The sequence below is a fragment of the Rothia uropygioeca genome (assembly GCF_004136585.1).
GTDB lineage: Bacteria > Actinomycetota > Actinomycetes > Actinomycetales > Micrococcaceae > Rothia.
The window spans coordinates 237,443-260,777 of record NZ_NOIR01000001.1; the positions used below are offsets into that span (position 1 = coordinate 237,443).

Here is a 23,335-nt window from a genome sequence, read left to right on the forward strand (position 1 = left end):
CATTCCGGTGACAAAGGCAGTGGAGCTCGAGGAAGCGGGCACGGTGACGAACCACGACGTCAGAAGACCCGCGATCCCAGACTGTAGCTTCTGTGGACCTTTCGTGACCCTTGGATCTGCCGTATAGGAGCGAGGAGCTGTCGGTGATATGTCCCGGGGGGGCTAGGGTTGTCCGAATTCGCCTTCCAGGCGTCCGCGGGACCCGGGCTGGATGAGTCGGGCAAGGCTCACTAGGCCGTTCTGCGACCACGTATGTCGTCGTACGAGCAGGCATGGTTCGGTCGTTTGAATGCCCAGCAGACGACACTCCTCGTCGGTTGCCAGAATTGCCTCCACGACGTGTTTTCCGCGGGTCAGCGGGGCGACGCGGGTCAGGTAGTCGTTGGGTGTCGTCGTCGTGAAATCTTGGCCCAGATAATCAGGCGCTTCGCTGGGTGCGACGTAACGGTCTTCGAGTTGGAAGGGGACGTCGTTGTCATAATGAACCACCAGTGAATGGAAGATTCGACCGGTCAGGCTTTCTGCGGTGAGCCAGCGAGCGTCTTCTTCCACTGTCTCCTCGCGTGCGAAGAGCACCTTTGTCCGATGCGAATGGCCGCGTTCATGGATTTCGTCGGCGATGTTGCGGATTTCGACCAGGGATGTGGGCATCTTGAAGTCGGCGATGAAAGTTCCGACTCCGCGAACGCGTTTCAACACCCCTTCCGTGGCGAGTTCGCGGTAGGCGCGATTGATGGTCATGCGGGAGAGGCCGAGACCCTCGACGAGCTCGTTTTCGGAGGGGATCTGCTCGCCTGCTGTCCACTCGCCCGATTCGATTCCTGACAGGATGGCCCGCATGATTCGCCGGTAGGCGGGGCCACTATGGACGGCTTGAGTGAGGTACGACCTCGTGAGCTGTTGCGTGTCCACAGATCTCCTCGACTGTTTGACATCAGGTTGTATATACAGGATTATACGACGTATCGGACTTTGTGATCCACATTGCTTTTATAAGGCTTGCGAGAACACTTCGATCACTGGCATTCGGGGCGCACGGGCCCGGAATGCTCCATCCTAGCCATGAAGGAGAGAACGAAATGCACGAGGTTTCTTCACCGGAGCATCAGCCGCGTCCGGTTTCCGCACCACGAGGAACCGAGCTCAACACCTTAGGTTGGCAGCAGGAGGGTGCTCTGCGCATGCTCATGAACAACCTTGACCCCGAGGTCGCCGAGCACCCGGATGCACTCGTGGTGTACGGAGGGACGGGACAAGCCGCCCGGAACTGGGAATCCTTCGATGCCATCGTTCGCACTTTGAAGACCTTGAAGTCGGACGAGACGATGTTGGTCCAGTCAGGCAAGCCGGTCGGGGTTTTCCGGACCAACGAGTGGGCGCCCCGCGTCCTGATCGCCAACTCCAACCTCGTGGGCGACTGGGCTAATTGGGAGGATTTCCGCAAACTCGAGGCAGAAGGACTCATGATGTACGGCCAGATGACGGCCGGATCGTGGATCTACATCGGCACACAGGGCATCCTCCAGGGAACCTTCGAGACCTTCGGTGCCGTGGCCCGCAAGCGCTACGACGGAACCCTGGCCGGAACCATCACCCTGACCGCTGGGTTGGGCGGAATGGGCGGCGCGCAGCCATTGGCCGTGACCATGAACGAAGGTGTGGCAATCTGCGTAGATTGCGATGTCACCCGCATCGATCGACGCATCGAGCACAGGTACTTGGACGTCAAAGCCGACAACCTGGAACACGCTCTGGAATTGGCGGTCGAGGCCCGAGACGCCAAGAAACCCCTGTCGATCGGTCTTGAGGGCAACGCGGCTGAGATCTTCCCCGAGATGCTCCGGCGTGACGCCCCCATCGACATCGTGACCGATCAGACCTCCGCCCACGATCCCCTGGCGTATCTGCCCGTGGAGGTGCCCTTCGCAGAAATGAAACAGGAAGCTCAGCGCGATCCCCAGCTGTTCACCAAGAAGTCCCGCGAATCCATGGCCGCCCAGGTCCAGGCAATGGTCGAGTTCAAGGACCGCGGAGCCGAGGTATTCGACTACGGAAACTCTATCCGAGACGAGGCCCGCAAGGCCGGCTACGATCGCGCTTTCGAATTCCCCGGCTTCGTTCCGGCCTACATCCGTCCGCTTTTCGAAGAAGGGCTGGGGCCGTTCCGTTGGGCGGCTCTTTCGGGAGACCCTAAGGACATCGAAGCCACGGACCGTGCATTGCTTGAGCTGTTCCCTGACAATGATCATCTTCGTCGCTGGATCACCATGGCCGAGGAGAAAGTATCGTACGAGGGCCTCCCGGCCCGCATCTGTTGGCTCGGGTACGGAGAACGCCACCGTGCCGGGTTGAAATTCAACGAGATGGTGGCCAACGGTGAGCTGTCAGCACCCATCGCCATCGGACGCGACCACCTCGACTCCGGTTCCGTGGCTTCTCCTTACCGTGAGACGGAGTCCATGAAAGACGGTTCGGATGCGGTCGCCGACTGGCCACTGCTAAACGCCCTGGTCAATACCTCATCCGGTGCTTCGTGGGTTTCTATTCATCACGGTGGTGGTGTTGGTATGGGGCGATCCATACACGCGGGCCAGGTCTGCATCGCGGACGGCAGCGACATGGCGGCACAGAAGCTTGAGCGCGTCCTGACCAACGATCCCGGGATGGGCGTCATCCGTCACGTGGATGCCGGTTACGACCACGCGGCCGACGTCGCCCGGGAACGCGGCGTACGGGTGCCGATGACGGAAGGTGATGCATGAGATCGACCCTGCTGACAGGAATCACCGAACTCGTCACCAATGATCCGGAGCTGGGCCAGGGAAAATTGGGCCTCATCGATGACGCAGCACTCGTCATCGAGGACGACACCATCTCCTGGGTGGGGCCGGCCGGGAAAGCTCCCGCAACCGACGCCAAACACGACTTCCACGGGCGGGCGGTCCTGCCGGGCTTCGTGGAATCGCACTCCCACATGGTCTTTTCAGGGGACCGTTCGGAAGAGTTCGCCGCGCGGATGGCTGGACAGAAGTACACGGCCGGAGGAATTCGTGGCACCGTCAAGTACACTCGTGAAGCATCGGAGGAAGAACTCCGCAGCAACATGAGTCGGTTGCTGGACGAATCCCTGCGGTCCGGAACCACCACGGTCGAGTGCAAATCCGGCTACGGTCAGTCCGTCGAATCGGAACTGAGGAGCTTGCAGGTAGCCGGCTCGCTCACCGACGAAATCACGCTCCTCGCAGCCCACGTGGTCCCACCGGAATACGGGGGGAACACCGACGAATACGTCCGGGTGGCGTGCGAAGAAATCATTCCGCGGTGTGCTCCGCTGGCCCGCTGGATCGACGTGTTCTGCGAACAAGGCGCATTCGACGAGGAGCAGTCCCGTCGCGTCCTGAAAGCAGGGATGGAACATGGACTCACTCCGCGTGTCCATGGGAACCAATTGCACCAAGGGCCAGGCGTTCAGCTCGCGGTTGAACTCGGCGCGGCGTCGGTGGACCATGTGGTCCACATCAACGAGAAAGACATCGCGGCCCTCGCCGGTAGCCAGACCGTCGCTACCCTTCTTCCAGGTGCAGACTTCTCGACTCGGAACGAGTACCCGAATGCACGCGCCCTGATTGATGCCGGAGTCACCGTCGCTCTGGGGGCCGACTGCAATCCCGGAACCAGCTACACCACCAGCATGCCGTTCTGCATAGCCATAGCCGTTCGGGACCTGCACATGACCGCCGACGAAGCCGTGTGGGCGTCGACCGCCGGTGGTGCACGTGCTCTGCGAAGGGACGACGTCGGCGTGCTGCGCCCCGGGGCCAGAGCAGACCTGATGGCTCTCGACGCACCGAACCACCTTCACCTGGCCTACCGGCCGGGAGTCCAGCTGGTTTCCTCGGTATGGAAGGCGGGCGAGCTCAAGTATTCGGCATCGGAGGTCAAGCATGACTGAAAAGAATGAACACCGAGACATCGACGTGGACGTTCCCGCCGTCGCATGGACCGGAAGAACGGATGGGGCAGGCCGCGAGCACCTCCGATGGCACCAGGTGGTCCGTCCTTATGAGTCCGAGAACTCCGATCACCGCGAGGGCGGCGTCGTATTCCTGGGTTTTTCGAGCGATGAAGGAGTCGAACGGAACAAGGGGCGTCGGGGGGCCGCAGAAGGACCGGCAGCCCTACGCGGAGCTTTGGGAGGACTCGCTCTCTCCGATCGGGACGCCGGTATCCGCGCGTGGGACGCAGGCACCGTAGCCGTGACCGACGAACGGATGGAGGAGGGCCAAGCGCGCTTGGGCGCTGCCGTGTCCGCGCTCCTCGATGCGGGACATCTCCCCGTCGTCCTGGGCGGCGGACACGAAATAGCCTTCGGAACCTACCTAGGCATCGCCCAGTCGGCAGTTCGACAAGACAAGAAACTCGGCGTCCTCAACCTCGACGCCCACTTCGATCTTCGGCCGGATCCCGTCCCCAGCTCTGGCACCCCGTTCCGGCAGATGCTCGAGGCCGAAGAGGCAGCCGAGACCGAGATGCAGTACACGGTGATCGGCATCAGCCAGCCCAGCAACACCCAAGTGCTCTTCGACACCGCACAAAAGTACGGCGTCACCTACATGCTGGACGAGGACTGTTCCGCCGCGGACCGAGAAAAAGTCCGGGCCTTCGTCACCGACTTCCTCGATGAGGTCGATCTGGTCTACCTGACCATCGATCTCGACGGTTTGCCCGCGTCAACGGCACCCGGAGTCAGCGCGCCCGCCGCGTATGGGGTGCCGCTCGACATTGTTCAATTGGTGTGCGACCTCGTCGCCACGAGCGGAAAGCTCGCGGTATGCGACGTGGCCGAACTCAACCCCCAGTACGACGTCGATAGCCGCACCGCGCGCACTGCCGCGCGTCTGGTGCACCGTATCGCGACGACTTCGCAGAATCAGGAGAATTCATGAGTCAGAATCGAGACAACAGCCAGGACGCCGGGCAACACGAGGTGGTCGTCGGGACGGGCCCGGTCAGTTTCCAAGACGTCATCGACGTAGCTCGGCACGATGCGACAGTTCGCATTTCCGACGAGGCGATCGAGGCCATTGAGGATTCGAGCGACCGAATCCGCGAATTGGCTGATTTCGAACGTCCCGTATATGGCGTATCGACCGGGTTCGGCGCGCTCGCAAGCCGACACATCCCTCAGGACATGCGCCGTCAGCTTCAGAGGAGCCTGATCCGTTCACATGCCGCCGGCTCCGGCCCGGAGGTAGAACGCGAGGTCATTCGAGCTCTCATGCTGTTGCGCCTCTCCACATTGGCCACGGGTCGAACGGGTGTCCGACCGGAGGTCGCCAAGGCCTACGCCGATATGCTCTCGGCCGGGATCACCCCGGTGGTTCACGAATACGGTTCCCTGGGCTGCTCCGGAGACCTGGCGCCTTTGGCCCACTGCGCGCTCGCGATCATCGGTGAAGGTCCGGTCAGGACCCGGGAGGGTGAACTGACGACCTCGGAGGAAGCCCTTTCCACTGCTGGGCTGAAGCCCGTTGAGCTCGCGGAAAAAGAAGGGCTCGCCCTGATCAATGGCACCGACGGAATGCTGGGCCAGTTGGTTCTCGCGATTTCCGACTTGGACCGTTTGATGCGGTTGGCGGATCTCGCCGCGGCAATGTCGGTCGAGGGCCAGCTCGGAACGGATCGGGTTTTCCAGCCTGATCTCCAGGCCCTCCGGCCGCATCCGGGGCAGGCGGCTTCGGCCGCCAACATGACCTCAATTCTCGCGGATTCCGGAATCGTCTTCAGTCACAAGGGGGAAGACTGCACCTACGTCCAGGACGCGTATTCGCTGAGGTGTTCTCCCCAGGTTGCCGGGGCAGCGAGAGACACCATTGATCACGCCCGCACGGTCGCGACGCGCGAGTTGGCTTCTGCCGTCGACAACCCCGTGGTCACTCTTGACGGTCGTGTGGAGTCCAACGGAAACTTCCACGGCGCCCCCGTTGCCTATGTGCTCGATTTCCTCGCGATCGCTGTCGCGGACACTGCATCCATCTCGGAACGGCGTACCGACCGCTTCTTGGATGTCGCACGCAACCGCGGTTTGCCGCCCTTCCTCGCCGATGACGCCGGCGTCGACTCCGGGCATATGATCGCCCAGTACACTCAGGCAGCCATCGTCTCGGAACTCAAACGACTGGCGAATCCGGCTTCGGTTGATTCGATTCCTTCCTCGGCCATGCAGGAGGACCACGTATCGATGGGCTGGTCCGCGGCACGCAAGCTTCGCAAGGCGATCGATGGATTGACGCGGGTTCTGGCCGTCGAGATCCTCACCGCGGCCCGTGGGATCGAATTGCGGACACCCGAACCGGCTCCGGCAACGGCCCGAGTGATCGAGACGATCCGTGAAGCCGGCGTGCAAGGTCCCGGGCCGGATCGATTCCTTGCCCCGGAAATCGAGTCGGTTGTGCGACTGGTTTCCTCCGGCGACTTGCTGGATGCCGTGCAAACGGTAACCGGGAAGCTTCAGTAGCCGAGGAGCCCGAACCGTATCCTGGCAACGAGAACGGCCCGAAGAACCCCGCGCGGAGTTCTTCGGGCCGTTTTCGTTGCTCAGGTCGGCGAGTGCGGGCTGCGGGGGGGGTAACTATTCGACCTCGCGCACGCTGACCTGGTGCTTTCCCGGTTTGAAGCCGTGTTCGGTGATCGTCCGGTTGATCCGTGACGTAACCTGCTGGGCGATCGCCAACGCAGTACCCGGGGTGCTGCCACCGACCCATATCGCGACGGTCAGGGAAGCTTTTTCCTCTTCCACATCCAGACGCATTCCTTTGGTGTCCGGACTGCCCTGATCCCCCGTTACAGGTTTCTTCCAGAGGGTTCGCAAAAAGTCACCCACGTTGGGTTCCCGTCGCGTCACTCCGGGAACGGCGTCGACGACTCTTGCTAAGTCCGCGATCAATGCGGTCGTGCCAGTATCGTTCGGCTCGGCCCGCGAGGATCCGACAGGGCTTCCCTCGGCGGGTGCTTCTGGGCGGTGACTAGTCATAGTGCACATCCTCTACCGTGAAATCGACTTCTTCGACGCGAGCCCCGAGATTCCGGGAGACGGCGGTGATAACGGCCTCACGCACCGCGTCGTCGAGAACTCGGATATTCGTGGTCGGCGTGATGACCACGCCGATGCTCAGCGCAAGCGTTTGGTGCCCTTGCTCAGGCGTCTGGAGATTTCTGACCGCGCATCGGCGCGCCGTGAGCCCTGGGAAGGAATCAATGGCTTCCCTGGCGGTGCGAGCGATGAGCATCTGGCTGAAGGACACGGTCGCGGTCGGTTCCCGGTGGACGGGAATATCAGCACCGCGCCGGAGATTGGTTCGCGCGAAGTCGAGGACCCGACTTCGGGTATGCGCCTCGATCTCGAGGGAGCTGTCTGCCTGCTGGGCCTCCCGCGCGAGCTCATTCAGGTGAATGAGGCGTTCTCGGACTTCGGCGCAGTAGGGGCAGTCTCGTTGGTGGGAATCTGGTTCGGAATCTACGGTTTCCCACACCGACTCAACGGTGCGCCCGCATTCAAGGGACTCGTCGTCGGTCATTGCCATTCCTTCATCTCGTTGGCCAAGGTCTTGCGTGCTCGCGAGAGACGCCCTCGAACCGTGGCTTCGGGCAGCGCAAGGGTTCGAGAGATCTCGGCATAAGAAAGCTCCATCTGCTCCCGAAGCACCCAGCATTCCCGCTGTTCGCGGGGCAGTTTCTGCAACAGGATCGAGAGGGTATCCATGCTGGATTGGTTCTCTGCCTGTCTTTGAGGATCTGCCGACGCGTTCGTATCGGTCCACGCCGGGTTGCCGTCATTCGTTTCGTCGATCGGGACCGTGAATCCGTGCCGGGGCGACTTCAGGATGTCCTTGCAACGGTTCACCGCTTGACGGTACAACCACGTTGAGAACGCTTCTGGCGTTTCCAAGTACTCAAGTTTGAGCCACGCATTCATGAGTGATTCTTGAGCCACATCTTCGGCGTCGGCTCTGTTTCCGAGCATTCTGAACGCCAGGCGCAACAGCGGAGCCTGATACTTGTCCACCAGTCGTTCAAAAGAATCGACGTCGCCGTCTTGAGCACGAAGAACGAGTGTGGCTATTTGCGCGGAAGAATCGTTTTCACCTTGGCTCATAAGCCCCCTCAATTCTCTTCGCCTTCCGGCGAGTGGAATCCACTACAGCCCATCCTTGCAGAAAGGGCCCTCAAAAGGCACCCCCAAAAAATTCTTTGAGAAATTCCGTGACGAATCGTCGGCTCGAGCGTCAGTATTAGTACAAGCCCGTTTCGACCAAAACAAGGGAGTAGAAATCATGGCTACTGAGAACAACGTCAAGAACGCACAGCAGGGCAGTGACGCCGAGCGCAACAGCCCTCTCCAGACACCACAGGGCAACACCACCATCAACGACACCGTCGTGCAGAAGCTTGCCGGTATCTCCGCACGTGAGGTTCCTGGCGTGTACTCGATGGGCAATGCAGCCCGCCGTGCTTTCGACTCCATTTCCGAGCGCATCCCGGGTTCGCAGACCAACGTCTCCGGTGGCGTGTCCGTTGAGAAGGGCGAGAAGCAAGCAGCTATCGACCTGAGCATCGTCATCGAATACGGAAGCTCCGTGGTCGAGATCGCCAATGGCATTCGCCGCAACGTGATCCGCACCGTTGAGCAGGCCACCGGCCTGCAGGTCATCGAGGTCAACATCGATGTCACTGACGTCCACCTCCCGAATGAGGAGAACGACGAGGACGATAACTCGAACGACCGCGAACTCCAGTAATGAGCGCGGGCCCCGAGCAACAAGTCTCGGGGCCCGATCTCGCACTATGGAAAGGTACATCAGCATGAAACCGAGCCAATTGGGACTCATCGTCGGCCTTGCGCTGGGCGTAGTCGCCTTCTTCGGCGGATTCTTCGCATTCCTTATTGCAGCGGTATTCGCCGTCATTGGTGCAGCCGTCGGACTCTTCATGGAGGGTCGCTTGGACCTTCGCTCCATGACGGGCCGCGGCTCTGACAGGAGGTAACGATGATGGCTAGCGCACATCGGCTGGAATCGACGCAAAGCGGGGAATCGGGACTGCCTGAAGGCTCCGAATCCACCGCCCAGCGCGGCAGCCTCGTTATCGCGGACCGAGTGGTAGAGAAAATCGCCGCGCAATGCGCCTCGGAACTGTCCGGGGTCGGAGGTCGCGAACGAGGTTTCCTCGGCGTGGGAGGCCACGCGGATCTGGATTCCCGCCCGCAGGTCAAGGTCGAGCTCACCGGCTCGATCGCAGTGCTCAGCGTGGACTTGGGTATCGAATATCCGCTTCCCATCGAGGAGACGACCGAGCGAGTCCGTGAGACTCTCGTGCGCACCGTGTCCGACATGGCTGGCGTCGAAGTCCGCCAAGTCGACATCCGAGTCAAGTACCTCGTACCTCAGCAGGGCCGACAAGAAAGGGTATTGCTGTGAAGTCACTTCGACGGCGCCCCTCTCGCGCCATACCGTCCGCGATAGTTCTGCTTCTGGCCTTGATCATAGGCCTCGGCTTTATCTGGGCCGGTATTCAGAAACTGTCCACAGGTCAATGGTGGCCCCAGCTGAGCAGCGCGGCCGACTCCGCGTCATCGGCATCATGGAATTCACCGTGGGGGTGGGTGGCGGCAATCGTTGCCGCGGTCCTGGGGCTCATCTTGTTGCTGTGTGCATTCTTGCCGGGCGGTTTCAACGCCGCCCAGCTGAAGAGGCAGCAAGCGGCAAGTGGGCACTCTCGCGGTCCCGTCGATGCGGTCGTCAGCAACCGCGGACTCGCGACTTTGGCATCTTCTGCGGCTTCGCAGGTCGACGGTGTTTCGGGGGTCAAATCCTCCGCAACCGCCAAACGGGTGCTCGTCAACGTGACGACGCCGCTGCACGAGACCACGAGCCTCGAGGAAGAAGTCAGGGCAGCGGTCGAGGAACGACTGGCTTCTGCTGACCTTGTGCGTTTCCCCAAGGTGCGGGTCAGTGCACAGAGCAAGGACGTGTCATGAAGAAAACCGCTGGATCTACCAACCGGACGTGGCTCGCGATCATAGGATTTATCCTTCTCGCGGCCGGGGTCCTCTGGGCTGTTACGGCCGGAGGCCTGCTGGCCGGAGCGGGAGAGCAATGGGAGTCATCAAGCCGCCCCTTGCAGAACGCTTCGACCGTCCTCGACGCCCCATGGCTGGCATCGGCACTGATCGTGGTCGGTGTGATCCTGATGCTCTTCGGTCTCTGGTGGCTCATCCGTCAGATACCGCGGAGTGGGGGATCGTCGACTTTCCGTTTCCAGAAGGATCCCAAGCGTGGGTTCACGCTTGTGGAGCCCAAGGTCATCACCGCGGCCGTAGCCGAGCACATCGAAGATCTCACGTACGTCACGGACGCCAAGGCAGGCCTCAAGGGCCAACGAACCAATGCCGAACTCGTCCTGGACGTTACCGTGAACGAGCGTGCTGACCTCAAGGAAGTCACGAGGGAGATCCGAGAAGAGGTTCTTCCTTCAGTGGCCCGAGTGTTGGGCAATCCCCTGGGAAGCGTGGGAGTCGTGTACACGGTTTCGCGGCAGTCCCGCTCCAAGCGACAGGTCACGCTGCAGTAACGCAAAAGGTTCGGTCGTGGAGCTGTCCGGATTGGCTGCCGTCAAGTGATGGTGGCCAATCCGGATTTCATTGGGGGAGATCCACGTCCGCTGCCGCCCTCTGCGCAGGGCGGACGGTGAGGCCTGCGATTGAAAACGGGCAGGCCTCATTTAACTCTGCCTGGGCCCGATACCCGGTGTTTCTTTTGGAAGTACATTCGCGGCGAAGGTGGCTGGGGCACACATTACAAGGATTTGTGCACATCTCAGAGGGCTTGACAGAAGTTACTGAACCGTAGATTAGCTGTATTTTCAAATTCAAAAAATAATTCAGGCGCTCGGATATTCGGCAAAACTCCTTGGCTCGGTTTCGAGAACCAAAATTTCAAGAAGAGCTCTAAAACTTGGCTATGGCAACCCGGGTCTTAGCAGGTATCCTGAAATCAGAGCCAACACCAGGACATACGTAATTACTCGCGAAAGGTAAATATCATGGGACTAGGTTTTATTGGCTGGATCGTCATCGGAATCATCGTCGGTGCGCTCGCTAAACTCATCATGCCGGGGCGCCAGGGCGGAGGAATCATTGTCACGATGATCCTCGGCATCGTGGGCGGCCTCTTGGGCGGTTGGATCGGCGGAGCGATCTTCGGAGTTCACGGAAACGGGTTCTTCTCGTTGACCACGTGGCTCCTCGCGCTCGTCGGCTCGTTGATCGTGCTCTTCATCTGGGGTCTGATCTTCGGCCGCAAGAACCGCGCATAGCGGCGAATAAACTCAACAAAAGCGGGGGCGGACCGGTAACGGTCCGCCCCCGCTTTCGTATGCCGTCATCGACAAGCTCTCCCTCTTGCCGAGAGGGCAATGAGGGCCTCAGGGGAACTAGTCCTCGTCCTTGTCTTTGCTCAAAACCCGTTGGCGTTCGCGCTGTCCGTGGGTCAAACGTTGCAGATCTGTCTCGGAGTCGAATCCGGAGCCCAGGCCGCCGGCGATGACGCCCATTGAAGCGCTCAGCCACGCAATATTGAGGTAGTTGCTCAAGTGCGCGGGCATGCCCAGCGTCTTTTGCATGAAGTCGGGATCGATCACGACCAAGCCGCCGAGCAGAATGAGGACGAATAGCATGAGATAGAGGCTGGCTATGGAAATGAGCAGGGTGACAACCGTCGAAACGTTGTACAACGCGACCACTCGGGCAAGCCGTTCTTGTACGGGAGCATCCCACAAGCGGTTGCGCAGGATGAGCCAGGCCGTCATCACCAAGATCGAGACCAGGGTGATGATGGCCAACCGCAGGCCTGACAGCGATTCTGCCATTTCCCAGATAGAGCTGTAGAAGATGCCGAATGCGCCCGCGGCGGAGGCTGCCGTGAGAGCGCTGGAGAGCCGGGGAACCGTCTTCCACGGTTGGTTGGACATGACCATTCCCGCAACGGTGCGCGGGGCACCGGTCCACGTGTGGGAGTAGAGCCGGGATATCTGATCCTGATCCTGGCCGCCCCATTCATTCCAGCCCTGAACGTTGTTTCCTTCGGATGAGGAGTTCTGCACGAGGGATTCGACGCCGCGCCCGATGACGTCGACGAGCCGCCGTTTAGGGTACAAGACGCCCATGGTGGGACACGAAATGATCAGGATCCCCCGGGAGAAGTCCGTCTGTGCGACCACAGGCCGTCCGCTGTGGCGGAGCGGCATTTCAGTGAGCAGCACGCGGACGGCGTAGTCGACATCGCGGGCTTCCTCCGGAAGATCCAGCTCGCTGGTGACCTCGTTCTCGGGAGTCACCGGAATGAGGTGTTTGATGTGGTTGACCTCGGTCTGGTGCCCGAGGATGTCTCCCAATCTGGTCTTGATGCTCGACAGTGAATGTTCGATTCTTTTGGTCGGCAATCCGGGATCGGAGACCAAAAGGATTTTCGGGGTCGAATCTGACGTTGTGTGCACAGTGGTGGTCCTATACGCCGAGGTGCCCACGCACGAGTGGGCCGGATGTTCGCAATAGATTTTCTTTGCCGTGCGTGACCAGGCAACTCTCGCACGAGAGATGGTCTGCACGTGAAGCCGCACCACGCGGCAAAGAGCGCCCGTGAGAAAGCGATGGCCTCGCAGCGCAGCGAGACAGCGGTGGTCGACGGCGAAGAGCGCTCAGATGAGGGGCCGGTACCAGAACATCAGTTCCGGTACCGGCCCGGTGCCTGGGCAGGTGAAGCGTACAAGAAAGCTGCCCGGGGTCACCCCCGAACGGTTCTTGAGCCAACACACCGCTCGAGCAACAATAACCTTACTCAAACCGCGCTGACTTGGGCAAATAGCCGTTCGAGAGGTCGTGGGGCTCCGGAGATGGGACGGGGTTACGGCGTCTCGAGGCGGAGCGTATGGTCGAGACTATGGATGCGATCACAATATTGAAAGACTTGGCCGGCCGTCCTTCCGAAGTCGCAGCGCGACTCAAGGACAGAGTCAGCCCCGAAATGCTCAACGCTCACCCCGGCGACCACGACAACTCGATCGCCTGGTTACTGTGGCACACCGCGCGGGAGATCGATGAACAGGTCAGTGAGCTTTCCCAACAGGAGACCGTCTGGGTTTCCCAGGGCTTTGGCGATCGATTCGGCTTGGACCTGGAACCACACGAACTCGGTTTCGGCCAGTCCGGTGACAGGGCCCGGTCCATCCAAGTGCAGGACGTGGATCTGCTTTTCGAACATCTCGATGCCGTGGTCAAAGCTGAGCTCGACTACATCGATACCTTGAGTGACGAGGACCTGGGAGCGGTCATCGACGACAACTGGGATCCGCCAGTGACCAGGAGCGCTCGTTTGGTCAGCGTTTCCGAAGACGCCCTTCAGCACCTAGGGCAGGCCACCTATATCACGGGGATGGACACGTCCGTCTTCCAGTAGTCGATCACTCGGTGGCCGCGAGCAACGGTAACCTCACCTCGAACTCGGTGTGACCGGGCCGGGAAGTCAGTGAAATGCCGCCGTTGTGGGCTTCGACGATCGCTTTGACGATGGCCAGGCCCAAGCCGGTCGTGCCGACTTCACCTGAGCGGGCCTGGTCGGCGCGTGCGAAGCGGGCGAAAATCTTTTCCTGAAATTCGGGTTCGATTCCCGGGCCGTTGTCGGTCACGGCCAATACCGCCTCCTGCCGATCGGCCGATGTACCGAGCCGCGTGGCGACCCATGTCCCGGGATCGGTATGCTTCCGGGCGTTGGAGAGAAGGTTGACCAGAACCCGCTGAAGCTGCCGGGGGTCGCCTTGTACTACCACGGGATCCTCCGGAAGTTTCAGCTCCCATTCGTGGTCAGGGGCCGCAACCTGGAGATCGGAAACGTTTTCGATGACGAGTTCCGTGAGATCTACACTTTCCCGTTCCGGCTCCCGGCCCTCGTCGAGACGGGCCAGAAGCAAGAGGTCCTCGACCAATCCGGCCATCCGCTGGGATTGAGAGTCGATACGCCCCAAGGACTTCTCACCTTCCGGCGTGAAGTCCTCAGTCCATTTGAGGAGATCGGAATAACCACGGATCGCTGCGAGCGGGGTCCTCAGTTCGTGGGACGCGTCCGCAATGAACGCCCGCATCTTGTCCTCGGACTTCTGGCGGGCCGTCAGCGCCGACCCCACGTTATCGAGCATCCGGTTCAAGACATGTCCGACGGCGCCCACCTCCGTGTCCTGATGTGCATCCGGTGCGGCCACCCGGCTCGCGGCGGGCAACTGCCCGGATTCCAGATCAAGCCGCGAGACACTCGTAGCCACCGAAGATACCCGTTCGAGGGGCTTCATGGTTCGGCGGACAGCGATGGACCCGAGCAGACCCGCGAGGAGCAGAGCGGCGACGGATACCCCCAACATGATGGCTACCAACGTGCTCAGGGTCCGGTGGACCCCTTTGAGGGGCAGGCCGGTCAGAACGACCTGACCCGAATGGTCCAGTTCCGAGACCACCAAGTAGTCGCCCTGGGAAAGATCGACCTTTTGTGACGCGTTCCCCGGCCGGATATTCTTCAAGGTCTGCCGGTCCGACTCCGTGAGCTTCACGGCTGATCCACCCGTATCCAGAAAGCCCCCGGCGACGAATTGTCCATCGTCGATCCGCGCATTCAGGGTGCCCGCCGCCTGGCCGGGCGCGTTGAGCGGATTCGGCGCTGCTTGCTGCGCCCCGTCCGCCTGATCAGGGCCCGCCCCGGAGAAATTGGTCGCGCGGCTCGAGGCCTCGGACAATTGTGAGTCCAGTTGGCCGGTGAGGGTCGCGTTCATGGCACCGTAGCTGACGAGCCCGATGACCAAACAGGCCAAACCCAGGAGAAGCATGAGGATCACAATGAGCCGGGTGCGCAACCGCCAGGAACCGGGGTTGAAAGCAGGGGGCCTCCGCGGACCGCTGGAAGCGTGGGATCCCGTCATTGGGCCGCAGGTTTGATGACGTAGCCTGCGCCGCGCACCGTGTGGATCATGGGTTCCCGATCAAGATCTATTTTCTTGCGCAGGTAGGAAATATACAGCTCGACGATGTTGGCCTGGCCGCCGAAGTCGTATTTCCACACGTTGTCCAAGATCTGGGATTTCGAGACCACGCGCCGCGGATTCTCCATGAGGTAACGCAGCAGCTCGAATTGAGTCGCGGTCAACTGGATCTCTTCGCCTCCGCGCGTCACCTCCCGAGTGTCCTGATTCAGGACGAGGTCTCCGACGACCAGCTCTGCGTCGTCGATTGCGGCGACGCCAGAGCGCTGGACCAAACGGTGAAGACGGATCATGACCTCCTCCATCGAGAAGGGCTTGGTCACGTAATCATCGGCGCCCGCCGCCAGGCCCTCGATGCGATCGTTCACGGCGTCTTTCGCGGTAAGGAACAGGCACGGAACCTCCGGCTGGGCCCGCCTGATCCTGGAGAGCAGCTCGAGTCCGTCGTAGCCGGGCATCATGATGTCCAAAACCAAAACGTCCGGGAGGAAGCTCCGTGCCGCGTCGAGGGCCGCCGGGCCGTCACCCGCGTGCTGGACGTCCCAGCCGATCATCTTGAGGCCGACGCTGATGAGTTCGGCAAGCATCGCCTCGTCGTCGACCACGAGCGCGCGGATGGGGCTTCCGTCCGGGTGCTCCAGGGCCGGTAGATTCTTGGCGATGTGTGCAGCCGAAGAGGGTTCGGGGTTATGGCTCATGGTTCACAGACTAGTGGCCTTCAGCGTGCATCCGTGGGTCGAATCCGTCAAAACCTCAATGTCACAGACACGCTTTCGTCCTGTCACAGCTGGCTCATAAGTTGACCGCCCAGAGTCGAGACGTACCGGGCTGTTGACCGGCTGGTCCAGCCATCGCGGTAACCCGGGCGGGGCCTCCCCGGCCGATAGAAAGGACGAATGATGATTTCGAAGACACCCAGCGACCCAATGGGCGACAAACAGCAGTTCGTGCCAGCGGACGTCGAGATGCACCGAAGGACCGGGTCCAGCGCCTCTGGCCGACGCACCGTGCCCACCGGTCGGATCACGTCCCGCACCACGTATCCATCGACGAGTAACGCCGACATGCCGACCTGGGGATCGCCGGCCTCCGAGTGGAACGAGTATCGGGGGAATGACACCTCGAAATGGTCCAAGAGAAGAACGATGGCGACCGTGGCTCTTGCTCTCGCCGGGAAAAACCCGACCATCGGCGGCGCACAAGGCGAGGAACCACCGACCTCTGGGCAAGTGGGAGCATGAGCGTGTAGTTTTTAAATCGCGGGAACAAGGCATTGGCGCAAACGATGCGTTGATCGATTTCATGCGATAAAGTAGTTCACCGTAGATAAAACTTGTACCGTCCGGTAACCGGACGGTACGCCGAACGCCCCGAGCCCTCTCCCTAGGGCCTGAGAAGTTTTCGAGCTTCTTAAGGTACGCTCGGGGTCGAAGAGGCCCGTGTTTGTGGTTGTGGTTCCCCCAAACACGGGCCTCTTCTCTATGTGCGGCTGACTCGTCGGCGGTTTTCGTGTCCATAACGACGGTCGACAATCCGCGTAGCAAACTGCTCCTATGTGACTCCGGAGTCACCGATGAAGCACAGTACATTGCTATAGCTGACCTCACCGGGGTGGCACATGTTGGGCGCACGAGACCGCGACAACACGGAACTCAACTGCATCTCACCGACGTTCTTCCGGAATTCAGGATGCCGGACGAGTCTCTGTCGGGCGGCGCCCAGCCCCTCTGTTCACGTCCATCTGGGTGTTCGCTCTGATATCACGCCAAGCCTCGGGCTGGGTGCCGTAGCTCCGACGGATCGTGCTCCCTGGTGGTTCCGTTGCAGCGGTGCTGTTTCCGTGGCGTGCGGCGAATATCTGGCCACGACCATCGGGCAGCGCGGGTGGGTCGGCTGTTGAGAGAGCTCGTCAGTCGTCCATGTGGTGTATGCCGCCCCATGCGAAGCGAATCAAAACCTTGCTCAGCTCGTTCTGTTCCTCGGGGGTTTCGGCCCCCGCGATGACCTTGGAAGAAGTCAGCGCGGCGCTGATGATGGCCTCGGCGCAAAGCCGGCAGGCCGCCTCCTCCGTGAACTTGGATTCTTTGAGGAGAACTTGAGTCAAGGTGTCGACGAGCCCTTCGCGGAGCCTGCTCACGCGCTCGTCCACGGCCGAGGTATTCAGCATGTCCGACTCGAACAGAATCTTGTAGCGATCCGGTTCCCGGATCACGAAATCCGTGAGGACCTTGATGGAGCTCTCGGTGCGTTCTTCCGAGGACAGTTCGGCATGCAAGGGGCCATGGATCATGGACAGGAACTTCTCGACGCAGTCGTCCACGACCGCCAGGTACAAGTCGTCCTTGCTTTTGAAATACCGGTACAGGAACGGTTTTGAAAGGTTCGAGGTCTCCGCAATTTCATCCATGGTGGTGCTGTAGAAACCGTTGTGAGCAAAGGTAGCCAGCGCGGTCCCTAGAATGAGTTCGCGAGCTTGCTCATGTTCCATACGCCGCTTTCGGGGCATGTCATCTCCTTCAAATACGTGTGATGTTTGCACCTACCCCGGCCAATAATTCTTGGATAAAAACTACTCGCGCGGCATGCACTGAACGGTTGGCTCCGGTCGGTTTACGCCTTGGATTTGTTCAGAATTTCTATCATAAATCGTTCACATGCTTCGATTTGGGACAGTTCAACCCATTCATTCTCAGTATGAGCCTGAGAAATAGAACCCGGACCGCACACAATGGCCGGTATGCCGGCTTCGTAGTACTGCCCGCCCTCGGTCCCGTAGGAGACGTGTGTCGACTCGCCGCCGCCGTCGAGCACTGCCCCGAGCTCTTCCGCAAACTTCACGATGGGTGCGTCCGTGGATGTGTTGAGGGCCGGGACTCGTGCCAGAACCTCGAAGTCGACCCCTACCTTGCCGAGGGCCTTCTCATCCGCGCCATCGAGGGACCGAACCCTGGCCACCTCGTCCTTGAGTGCCGGTTCGATTTCTTCGCTGAGGAATATGCGGATCCTCTCGGCGAGTTCCTCGGGCTCGGTTCCGGGGACAATCCGGAAGTCGTATTCAAGAACGCACTGGTCGGCCACGATGTTGTAGGCCGAACCACCTTGGGCGAAGTTGACGCCGCCGGTGGTGTACGTGATGTTGAAACCCTCGACCCTGGGCCCGTTGTCGCGGAGGTCGTCAACCAGTCCGTTGAAGAAGTGAATGAACTCGCCCGCGTAGCGGACGGCGTTGATTCCAAAAGGAGCGAGAGAAGAGTGTTTGGGCACTCCGCGGAAGGTCAAGCGGCCGCGTTGCGGAGCCTTGTGGGCGACGACGATGTTCATCAATGTCGGTTCGCCCACGATCGCGTACCGCGGCTTGACGCCCCGTTGCCCGAATTCCTCAATCATTCGAGGGGCGCCCAAGCAGCCGAGTTCTTCGTCGTAGGTGAAGGCGAAATGGATCGGTTCGGCAAGTTTGGCCTCGATGACCTGGGGCAGGAGCCACAATGCGACCCCGATGAACGACTTCATGTCCGCACCACCGCGAGCATAGATCTTGCCGTCCTTGATCGTCGGTGTGAAGGGATCCGTGTCCCACGGCTGCCCCTCTACGGGCACGACGTCGGTGTGGCCCGATAGGAGGACTCCGCCGCTCGTCTCGCCGTTCTCGGCCGGGACCGTCGCGAAAAGGTTGGCTCGCTGCCCGTCATCGGAGTAAGTGCGATGTGTGGCGATCCCATGGCGCTGGAATTGGGACTCGATGAACTCGATCAACTCCAGGTTCGAGGTTTCGCTCATCGTCGGGAACCGGAGGAGGCGGTCGATCAACTCGTACGAAGAAGGAAGGTCGGCCGAATTCTTGACCTGCGTGTGCTGTTCCGTGGATTGCTTGATATCGCCCATAGGATCAGCCTAGCCGGTGGTCTTCGCTCACGAAGAAGCCAGTGCTTTCAGGGCCTGCAGGCTCATTCAACAGTGAGAAGTGCTGGGTTGCCGCGTGCAGAACGGCATCAAAATTGGGGGATCAGATGCCGTAGTGAATTCCGGTGATTAAATGATGCGACCGGTCTATGGGGGTCTGATCGCGTCTCACCGGATTGCCGCACTGTGCACATCAGCAACCCAGCCCACCAAAGTTAACTCGCTACTTTCGGGTACGAATAATTATTTCCGCATATTACGCAAAAATTCTGATCTGAAAATATGCTGGATAGGCGCTAAATCATGTATGAATGCTCACCGAGAGTATGGAATGCACGACGGTGATAAACCAAGGGAGTTCCCGGGTCATTGTTTCGAGCGGCTTCTATGACTTCGGCCGTGAAGACCAGGGCAGGGCCGGCCTGTGCCTGAGTCAGGGTTCGGCACCGCAGCACTCTGCTGACGTCGGTCAGCAACGGCTCGCCGGTGGGGAGGGTCTCCCAATTCATCACATCGCCGAAACGGGGTGCGCCGTGCGTTGCGAAGGTCTTGGCGAGCTCGACATTCTCGGCGTCCAGTAAGTGCACCAGGTACGTTTCGGCGTCAGCGATATGCGCCGCTGAACCGCGTCGGGCGGCGAGGGAAAAGCCCAGAATGGCCGGGTCCGCCGAGATAGACGAGACGGAGGAGGCCGTCAGGCCCACGGGACCGTCCTCGTCGGTGCTCGTGATGATCGCGACGCCGGCCGGGTGGTGTCCGAAGATCTCCTTGAAGATCTCGCTGATAGATTCCCTGTTTTCTGGACTCGCGTCAGTCATCGATCATCCTTTCAGCGGACTATACCGAATGTCCGCTAGGCCTACCTTTCTCCTCACGATAGAGCGAGCACTTCCACTGGCGCAGGGGAATACGGAATCTTACGTCCCGTCTCCCAATGTGACCGGAGTGTGAAAAGGTGCGTGACCGTGGCTGGATCGCCTGAGAGTCTGACCCTCACGGGCGCGAGACGGCCTTTGGTCGATCGGCTCGGAGAAGGGCGAGGTTTTCGGCCGGCTCGGAGACTCCTCGGCCGATCGATGCGTAGCGGAAGCCCCCCCTCGGCGACGCGGGAGGGCTCGTAGAGATTCCGGCCGTCCACGATCACACGACCGCGCATTCTGGAGGCAAGAAGTTCGGCATCGAAGACGCGGAATTCTTCCCATTCCGTGCATATGACGAGTGCATCGGCGCCCGCGAGGGCATCGAAACTGTTGTCCGTGAAGACCACTGGGCCTGCGTCGGTTCCGAGCGCGGCACGGAATGTTCCGACTGCTACCGGATCGTAGGCGCGAACAGCCGCGCCGGCATCGAGGAGCGAGCGAACCAGGACCAAGGAAGGCGCCTCGCGCACGTCATCCGTTTTGGGTTTGAACGAAAGACCCCAGACGGCGACGGTCGCACCATCCATCGAGGGCATAAGGCTCTCCAGCTTGCGGAATATCGACGTCTTCTGATGAGTGTTGACGCCATCGACGGCTTCGAGTATCCGGGGTTGGCACCCCACCGTGCGGGCGGTGTGCGCCAAAGCCGCAACGTCCTTGGGAAAGCATGAACCACCGTACCCTGCGCCCGCGTAAAGGAATTGATAGCCGATGCGCGAGTCCGAACCGATGCCGACGCGGATCTTTTCGACGTCGGCTCCGGTGGCCTCTGCAATGCCTGCGATCTCGTTCATGAAGCTGATTTTGGTTGCGAGCATGGCGTTGGCTGCGTACTTGGTCATTTCCGCCGAAGCGATGTCCATGGACAGAATCTTCTCGTGCTGCCGGTTGAAGGGCTCGTAGACATCGCGCATCGTCCTCTCATCGTCAGCGCAGGATGTGCCGATGACGATCCGCTCGCTGTGCTTGAAATCCTGGATCGCGGCCCCTTCTTTCAGGAACTCGGGGTTGGAGCACACCGTAACCCGGTGTTGGGCGCCGCGCCCGCCGATGGCCCCGTCAATGAGTGATTGGATCCTCTCGGCCGTGCCAACCGGAACCGTGGATTTGTTGACTACCAGCAACGGGTGGTCCGTGAGATTGCCGATGTCTTGGGCGGCGGCGTCGATGGAGCGCAGGTCCGCGGAGCCGTCGGAATTCTGCGGGGTTCCCACTGCGATGAAAGCGACCTTCGCCTCGAAGAGGCCCTCGGACGCGTCGTCCGTGAAATCGAGCCGACCCTGTTCTGCGTTGGTGCGGATCATGCCGTCCAGACCCGGTTCCCAGATGGGGCAGGTCCCGGATCGAAGCAGCTCGATGCGTTGAGGATCCACGTCTATGCACGTGACGTGGTGGCCTGCGTCGGCCAAGCACGCGCCGGTAACCAGTCCAACGTACCCTGACCCAAATATTGCGATTCTCATGTCTGCGTCCTCTGAGCGGGGAATCCCGTGCCATGGGCAATCGGGTCTGTCGACGCTTCACAGTAGGCTCGGCCACAAGAACCCCACGTGAACTTCGCGTGACCTCTCGCAAAAGGTCGCGGGACAAATTCGGCCGCAGGCGTGAGCGAGTTCCCTCTGCCGGATCCCCTATCCGATGATCAGGTGGGCTGCGAGGGTGAACATGATCAGTGCAATGATGCCGTCCAAAATTCGCCATGTACCGGGACGGGCAAAGAAGGGTCGGAGAAGGCGGGCACCGAATCCCAGGGCGAAGAACCAGATCGTGGAGCCCACAACGGCTCCGACGAAGAATAACCATCGCCCTGGGTCGCCCTGCTGATTGGCGACCGATCCGATGAGCACCATGGTGTCCAGATACGTATGCGGATTGAGGAAAGTCATGGCCGCACACGTCAGGAGCAGGGCGAAGACCGTGGGTTCGGGGGATGCGGTCGTCGTCGTGCGTTGAGTGCGCGTCGCCCCCCGGGTCTTGAGGCTGACACCGCCACCGGGGGTGGAGGCGCTCGATTCACTCGATTCGTCGGCGCTTTCCTCCGGGAAGTGCGCCCCCGGTCCCACCGCATCCTGCGGGGTGACGACGAGGGCCTCACCGCTGGGCCGGATGGCCCTTGTGGCGGCCATCGCACCGTAGCTGACCATGAATATCACGCCACCCCACAGGAGGACGGTCTGGATCCAGGGGAGCCTCTCGACCAGGTAGCCCATTCCGCCGATCCCTGCGGTATACAGCAGGGCATCAGAGACGATGCAGAAAACGATGATGGGCAACATCGGGCGCCCCATAATGCCTTGCTTGAGGATAAAAGCGTTCTGGGCACCGATGGCAGTGATCAGAGCGAGGGTGGTTCCCACACCCAGGAGAATCAGGGAGAAATCGATGGTCATGAGACCAAGCTATGACCAGAAAGCAGAACAGTACAGCTAAAGTTTTTTAGTATACCTAAGCTGAGCTTATGATGATGGCGTGAAGAGATTTACCGCGGAGCAGCTCAGGACGTTCGCGACCGTCGTGGAGGAGAAAACTTTCGAAGAGGCCGCGCCGGTCCTCCGGGTTTCTGCCTCGGCGATTTCGCAACGGATCAAGGCCATGGAGGAGGCCTGCGGGCAGATCCTCCTGAGGCGATCCAACCCTGTGGAACCGACCGAGCCCGGGCGCGCGGTCCTGAGGCTCGCGAAACAAATCGAATTGCTGACCCTCGAATCGGAGCGTGAACTCACCGGAGGAGACCAAGTTCGGCGGCTGGCGATTGCCTCCAATTCGGATTCCCTGGCGACTTGGCTCCTGGATGCATTGGCGTCCATCCCGAGACACGAGCGACTTTACTGCGAGGTTCACCGTGAAGACGAAAGACACTCCTCGGCGCTGTTGCGTTCCGGTGGCGTGATGGGGGCACTGACCGTGGATCCGCAACCGGTTCAGGGATGTTCGGTCGAGTTGCTCGGTTCAACGCGATACTTCATAGCGGCATCACCGGATTTCGTGAACTACTTCTTTCCGGCCTTCTTCAAGAGTCCTTCCCGGCTCACCGAAGACCAACTGCGCGAGGCCCCGGTGATTCAGTTCGAACGTAAGGACATCATGCTCGACGACATGGTCCAGCTGCTCGCCGAGAGCCACGGGCTGAGGCCCCAGACCCAGGCGCCTCGCGTCTACATCCCCTCGTCGACGCAGTACTACAGGGCCGTCAGCCTGGGAATGGGTTGGGGCGCCGTGCCGGATCTCCAGGCCGAGGAAGCGTTGAGGACCGGGGAGCTCATCAGGCTCGTGGAACGGCCCATTGACATCCCGATCTACTGGCAACGATGGACCATCGATTCCCCTGCGCTCCAGAGACTCACGGAAGCGATCCGGGCAACAGCACGCCAACGACTCAGGCAGTGACCAACCGGCTTCACTCAAGGATCTCGCTCAGTCAGCCCAGCCTGCGGATT

25 protein-coding genes are annotated in these 23,335 nt (G+C 60.7%); 13 read left to right on the forward strand and 12 right to left on the reverse strand.

What is annotated here, in order from left to right; genetic code table 11:
* Positions 1-162 precede the first annotated feature (162 nt).
* Positions 163-912, reverse strand: coding sequence for a histidine utilization repressor (hutC, locus tag EWR20_RS01050; RefSeq protein WP_238147503.1), 750 nt, complete (start codon positions 910-912; stop codon positions 163-165).
* A gap of 167 nt (positions 913-1,079) precedes the next feature.
* Here hutC and hutU point away from each other — a divergent pair, with 167 nt between their 5' ends.
* Genes hutU through hutH form a run of 4 tightly spaced genes read left to right on the forward strand, consistent with a single transcriptional unit; the run spans position 1,080 to position 6,517 of the window.
* Entirely contained in the window at positions 1,080-2,762 is a 1,683-nt protein-coding gene (gene hutU, locus EWR20_RS01055) for a urocanate hydratase (protein WP_129358362.1), read from the forward strand.
* Positions 2,759-3,952 (forward strand): imidazolonepropionase, encoded by a 1,194-nt coding sequence (hutI, locus tag EWR20_RS01060; RefSeq protein WP_129358363.1) that lies wholly within the window; start codon positions 2,759-2,761, stop codon positions 3,950-3,952. The genes hutU and hutI overlap by 4 nt, the downstream gene beginning before the upstream one ends.
* On the forward strand, positions 3,945-4,946 hold the full coding sequence (hutG, locus tag EWR20_RS01065; RefSeq protein WP_129358364.1) for a formimidoylglutamase: 1,002 nt from the start codon (positions 3,945-3,947) through the stop codon (positions 4,944-4,946). Before hutI ends, hutG begins: the two co-directional genes overlap by 8 nt.
* On the forward strand, positions 4,943-6,517 hold the full coding sequence (hutH, locus tag EWR20_RS01070) for a histidine ammonia-lyase (protein WP_129358365.1): 1,575 nt from the start codon (positions 4,943-4,945) through the stop codon (positions 6,515-6,517). Before hutG ends, hutH begins: the two co-directional genes overlap by 4 nt.
* A 114-nt stretch (positions 6,518-6,631) precedes the next feature.
* On the opposite strand, the gene EWR20_RS01075 is transcribed toward hutH, so the two are convergent.
* The 3 genes from EWR20_RS01075 to EWR20_RS01085 are packed head-to-tail and all read right to left on the reverse strand — an operon-like array spanning position 6,632 to position 8,155.
* Positions 6,632-7,033: a hypothetical protein gene (locus tag EWR20_RS01075; protein ID WP_129358366.1), complete on the reverse strand. Its 402-nt coding sequence runs from the start codon at positions 7,031-7,033 to the stop codon at positions 6,632-6,634.
* Entirely contained in the window at positions 7,026-7,577 is a 552-nt protein-coding gene (locus EWR20_RS01080; protein WP_129358367.1) for an Asp23/Gls24 family envelope stress response protein, read from the reverse strand. The genes EWR20_RS01075 and EWR20_RS01080 overlap by 8 nt, the downstream gene beginning before the upstream one ends.
* On the reverse strand, positions 7,574-8,155 hold the full coding sequence (locus tag EWR20_RS01085) for an RNA polymerase sigma factor (RefSeq protein WP_129358368.1): 582 nt from the start codon (positions 8,153-8,155) through the stop codon (positions 7,574-7,576). The genes EWR20_RS01080 and EWR20_RS01085 overlap by 4 nt, the downstream gene beginning before the upstream one ends.
* A gap of 178 nt (positions 8,156-8,333) precedes the next feature.
* Between EWR20_RS01085 and EWR20_RS01090 the strand changes: the two genes are divergently transcribed.
* The 6 genes from EWR20_RS01090 to EWR20_RS01115 all read left to right on the forward strand — a co-directional run bounded on the left by EWR20_RS01090 (position 8,334) and on the right by EWR20_RS01115 (position 11,373).
* Positions 8,334-8,798 carry an Asp23/Gls24 family envelope stress response protein gene (locus EWR20_RS01090; protein ID WP_129358369.1) on the forward strand — a complete coding sequence of 155 codons (465 nt, stop codon included), beginning with the start codon at positions 8,334-8,336 and terminating at the stop codon, positions 8,796-8,798.
* A 64-nt stretch (positions 8,799-8,862) separates the two neighbouring features.
* Positions 8,863-9,045, forward strand: coding sequence for a hypothetical protein (locus EWR20_RS01095; RefSeq protein ID WP_129358370.1), 183 nt, complete (start codon positions 8,863-8,865; stop codon positions 9,043-9,045).
* Positions 9,046-9,047: 2 nt separating this feature from the next.
* Positions 9,048-9,476 (forward strand): Asp23/Gls24 family envelope stress response protein, encoded by a 429-nt coding sequence (locus EWR20_RS01100; RefSeq protein ID WP_238147504.1) that lies wholly within the window; start codon positions 9,048-9,050, stop codon positions 9,474-9,476.
* Positions 9,473-10,036: a DUF6286 domain-containing protein gene (locus EWR20_RS01105; RefSeq protein WP_129358371.1), complete on the forward strand. Its 564-nt coding sequence runs from the start codon at positions 9,473-9,475 to the stop codon at positions 10,034-10,036. Before EWR20_RS01100 ends, EWR20_RS01105 begins: the two co-directional genes overlap by 4 nt.
* Positions 10,033-10,629, forward strand: coding sequence for an alkaline shock response membrane anchor protein AmaP (amaP, locus tag EWR20_RS01110; RefSeq protein WP_129358372.1), 597 nt, complete (start codon positions 10,033-10,035; stop codon positions 10,627-10,629). The genes EWR20_RS01105 and amaP overlap by 4 nt, the downstream gene beginning before the upstream one ends.
* A 471-nt stretch (positions 10,630-11,100) precedes the next feature.
* Positions 11,101-11,373 (forward strand): GlsB/YeaQ/YmgE family stress response membrane protein, encoded by a 273-nt coding sequence (locus EWR20_RS01115; RefSeq protein ID WP_129358373.1) that lies wholly within the window; start codon positions 11,101-11,103, stop codon positions 11,371-11,373.
* 117 nt (positions 11,374-11,490) lie between these two features.
* On the opposite strand, the gene EWR20_RS01120 is transcribed toward EWR20_RS01115, so the two are convergent.
* Positions 11,491-12,552, reverse strand: coding sequence for a hypothetical protein (locus EWR20_RS01120; protein WP_238147505.1), 1,062 nt, complete (start codon positions 12,550-12,552; stop codon positions 11,491-11,493).
* A gap of 431 nt (positions 12,553-12,983) precedes the next feature.
* Here EWR20_RS01120 and EWR20_RS01125 point away from each other — a divergent pair, with 431 nt between their 5' ends.
* The gene (locus EWR20_RS01125; RefSeq protein ID WP_238147506.1) at positions 12,984-13,511 is read left to right on the forward strand and encodes a mycothiol transferase; all 528 of its coding nucleotides are present in this window, start codon (positions 12,984-12,986) and stop codon (positions 13,509-13,511) included.
* A 4-nt stretch (positions 13,512-13,515) separates the two neighbouring features.
* Here EWR20_RS01125 and EWR20_RS01130 read toward each other — a convergent pair whose 3' ends face one another.
* Together EWR20_RS01130 and EWR20_RS01135 are read right to left on the reverse strand one after the other, a co-directional pair.
* A complete protein-coding gene (locus EWR20_RS01130) occupies positions 13,516-15,018 on the reverse strand; it encodes a sensor histidine kinase (RefSeq protein WP_129358374.1) in 1,503 nt (500 codons plus the stop codon).
* A complete protein-coding gene (locus tag EWR20_RS01135; protein WP_129358375.1) occupies positions 15,015-15,776 on the reverse strand; it encodes a response regulator transcription factor in 762 nt (253 codons plus the stop codon). Before EWR20_RS01135 ends, EWR20_RS01130 begins: the two co-directional genes overlap by 4 nt.
* Positions 15,777-15,974: 198 nt before the next feature.
* Between EWR20_RS01135 and EWR20_RS01140 the strand changes: the two genes are divergently transcribed.
* Positions 15,975-16,319, forward strand: a complete 345-nt coding sequence (locus EWR20_RS01140; protein ID WP_129358376.1) for a hypothetical protein — start codon at positions 15,975-15,977, stop codon at positions 16,317-16,319.
* Between the two features lie 668 nt (positions 16,320-16,987).
* Here the strand turns inward: EWR20_RS01140 and EWR20_RS01145 are convergent.
* The 5 genes from EWR20_RS01145 to EWR20_RS01165 all read right to left on the reverse strand — a co-directional run bounded on the left by EWR20_RS01145 (position 16,988) and on the right by EWR20_RS01165 (position 22,288).
* Positions 16,988-17,584: a TetR/AcrR family transcriptional regulator gene (locus tag EWR20_RS01145; RefSeq protein ID WP_129358377.1), complete on the reverse strand. Its 597-nt coding sequence runs from the start codon at positions 17,582-17,584 to the stop codon at positions 16,988-16,990.
* A 104-nt stretch (positions 17,585-17,688) separates the two neighbouring features.
* Positions 17,689-18,960 (reverse strand): acetylornithine deacetylase, encoded by a 1,272-nt coding sequence (gene argE / locus EWR20_RS01150; protein WP_129358378.1) that lies wholly within the window; start codon positions 18,958-18,960, stop codon positions 17,689-17,691.
* Between the two features lie 314 nt (positions 18,961-19,274).
* Positions 19,275-19,796, reverse strand: coding sequence for a flavin reductase family protein (locus EWR20_RS01155; RefSeq protein WP_129358379.1), 522 nt, complete (start codon positions 19,794-19,796; stop codon positions 19,275-19,277).
* Positions 19,797-19,849: 53 nt separating this feature from the next.
* Positions 19,850-21,361, reverse strand: a complete 1,512-nt coding sequence (locus EWR20_RS01160) for a UDP-glucose dehydrogenase family protein (RefSeq protein WP_129358380.1) — start codon at positions 21,359-21,361, stop codon at positions 19,850-19,852.
* A gap of 168 nt (positions 21,362-21,529) precedes the next feature.
* Positions 21,530-22,288 carry a LysE/ArgO family amino acid transporter gene (locus tag EWR20_RS01165; RefSeq protein ID WP_129358381.1) on the reverse strand — a complete coding sequence of 253 codons (759 nt, stop codon included), beginning with the start codon at positions 22,286-22,288 and terminating at the stop codon, positions 21,530-21,532.
* A gap of 79 nt (positions 22,289-22,367) precedes the next feature.
* On the opposite strand from EWR20_RS01165, the gene EWR20_RS01170 reads away from it, so the two are divergent.
* Positions 22,368-23,285: an ArgP/LysG family DNA-binding transcriptional regulator gene (locus EWR20_RS01170; RefSeq protein WP_129358382.1), complete on the forward strand. Its 918-nt coding sequence runs from the start codon at positions 22,368-22,370 to the stop codon at positions 23,283-23,285.
* The last annotated feature ends 50 nt before the right edge of the window (positions 23,286-23,335 follow it).

Coding starts and splice junctions, on each gene's coding strand:
- hutU (WP_129358362.1), top strand. CDS start 1,080: ATGCACGAGGTTTCTTCACCGGAGCATCAGCCGCGTCCGGTTTCCGCA.
- hutI (WP_129358363.1), top strand. CDS start 2,759: ATGAGATCGACCCTGCTGACAGGAATCACCGAACTCGTCACCAATGAT.
- hutG (WP_129358364.1), top strand. CDS start 3,945: ATGACTGAAAAGAATGAACACCGAGACATCGACGTGGACGTTCCCGCC.
- hutH (WP_129358365.1), top strand. CDS start 4,943: ATGAGTCAGAATCGAGACAACAGCCAGGACGCCGGGCAACACGAGGTG.
- EWR20_RS01075 (WP_129358366.1), bottom strand. CDS start 7,033: ATGACTAGTCACCGCCCAGAAGCACCCGCCGAGGGAAGCCCTGTCGGA.
- EWR20_RS01080 (WP_129358367.1), bottom strand. CDS start 7,577: ATGACCGACGACGAGTCCCTTGAATGCGGGCGCACCGTTGAGTCGGTG.
- EWR20_RS01085 (WP_129358368.1), bottom strand. CDS start 8,155: ATGAGCCAAGGTGAAAACGATTCTTCCGCGCAAATAGCCACACTCGTT.
- EWR20_RS01090 (WP_129358369.1), top strand. CDS start 8,334: ATGGCTACTGAGAACAACGTCAAGAACGCACAGCAGGGCAGTGACGCC.
- EWR20_RS01095 (WP_129358370.1), top strand. CDS start 8,863: ATGAAACCGAGCCAATTGGGACTCATCGTCGGCCTTGCGCTGGGCGTA.
- EWR20_RS01100 (WP_238147504.1), top strand. CDS start 9,048: ATGATGGCTAGCGCACATCGGCTGGAATCGACGCAAAGCGGGGAATCG.
- amaP (WP_129358372.1), top strand. CDS start 10,033: ATGAAGAAAACCGCTGGATCTACCAACCGGACGTGGCTCGCGATCATA.
- EWR20_RS01115 (WP_129358373.1), top strand. CDS start 11,101: ATGGGACTAGGTTTTATTGGCTGGATCGTCATCGGAATCATCGTCGGT.
- EWR20_RS01125 (WP_238147506.1), top strand. CDS start 12,984: ATGGTCGAGACTATGGATGCGATCACAATATTGAAAGACTTGGCCGGC.
- EWR20_RS01130 (WP_129358374.1), bottom strand. CDS start 15,018: ATGACGGGATCCCACGCTTCCAGCGGTCCGCGGAGGCCCCCTGCTTTC.
- EWR20_RS01135 (WP_129358375.1), bottom strand. CDS start 15,776: ATGAGCCATAACCCCGAACCCTCTTCGGCTGCACACATCGCCAAGAAT.
- EWR20_RS01140 (WP_129358376.1), top strand. CDS start 15,975: ATGATGATTTCGAAGACACCCAGCGACCCAATGGGCGACAAACAGCAG.
- EWR20_RS01145 (WP_129358377.1), bottom strand. CDS start 17,584: ATGCCCCGAAAGCGGCGTATGGAACATGAGCAAGCTCGCGAACTCATT.
- argE (WP_129358378.1), bottom strand. CDS start 18,960: ATGGGCGATATCAAGCAATCCACGGAACAGCACACGCAGGTCAAGAAT.
- EWR20_RS01155 (WP_129358379.1), bottom strand. CDS start 19,796: ATGACTGACGCGAGTCCAGAAAACAGGGAATCTATCAGCGAGATCTTC.
- EWR20_RS01160 (WP_129358380.1), bottom strand. CDS start 21,361: ATGAGAATCGCAATATTTGGGTCAGGGTACGTTGGACTGGTTACCGGC.
- EWR20_RS01165 (WP_129358381.1), bottom strand. CDS start 22,288: ATGACCATCGATTTCTCCCTGATTCTCCTGGGTGTGGGAACCACCCTC.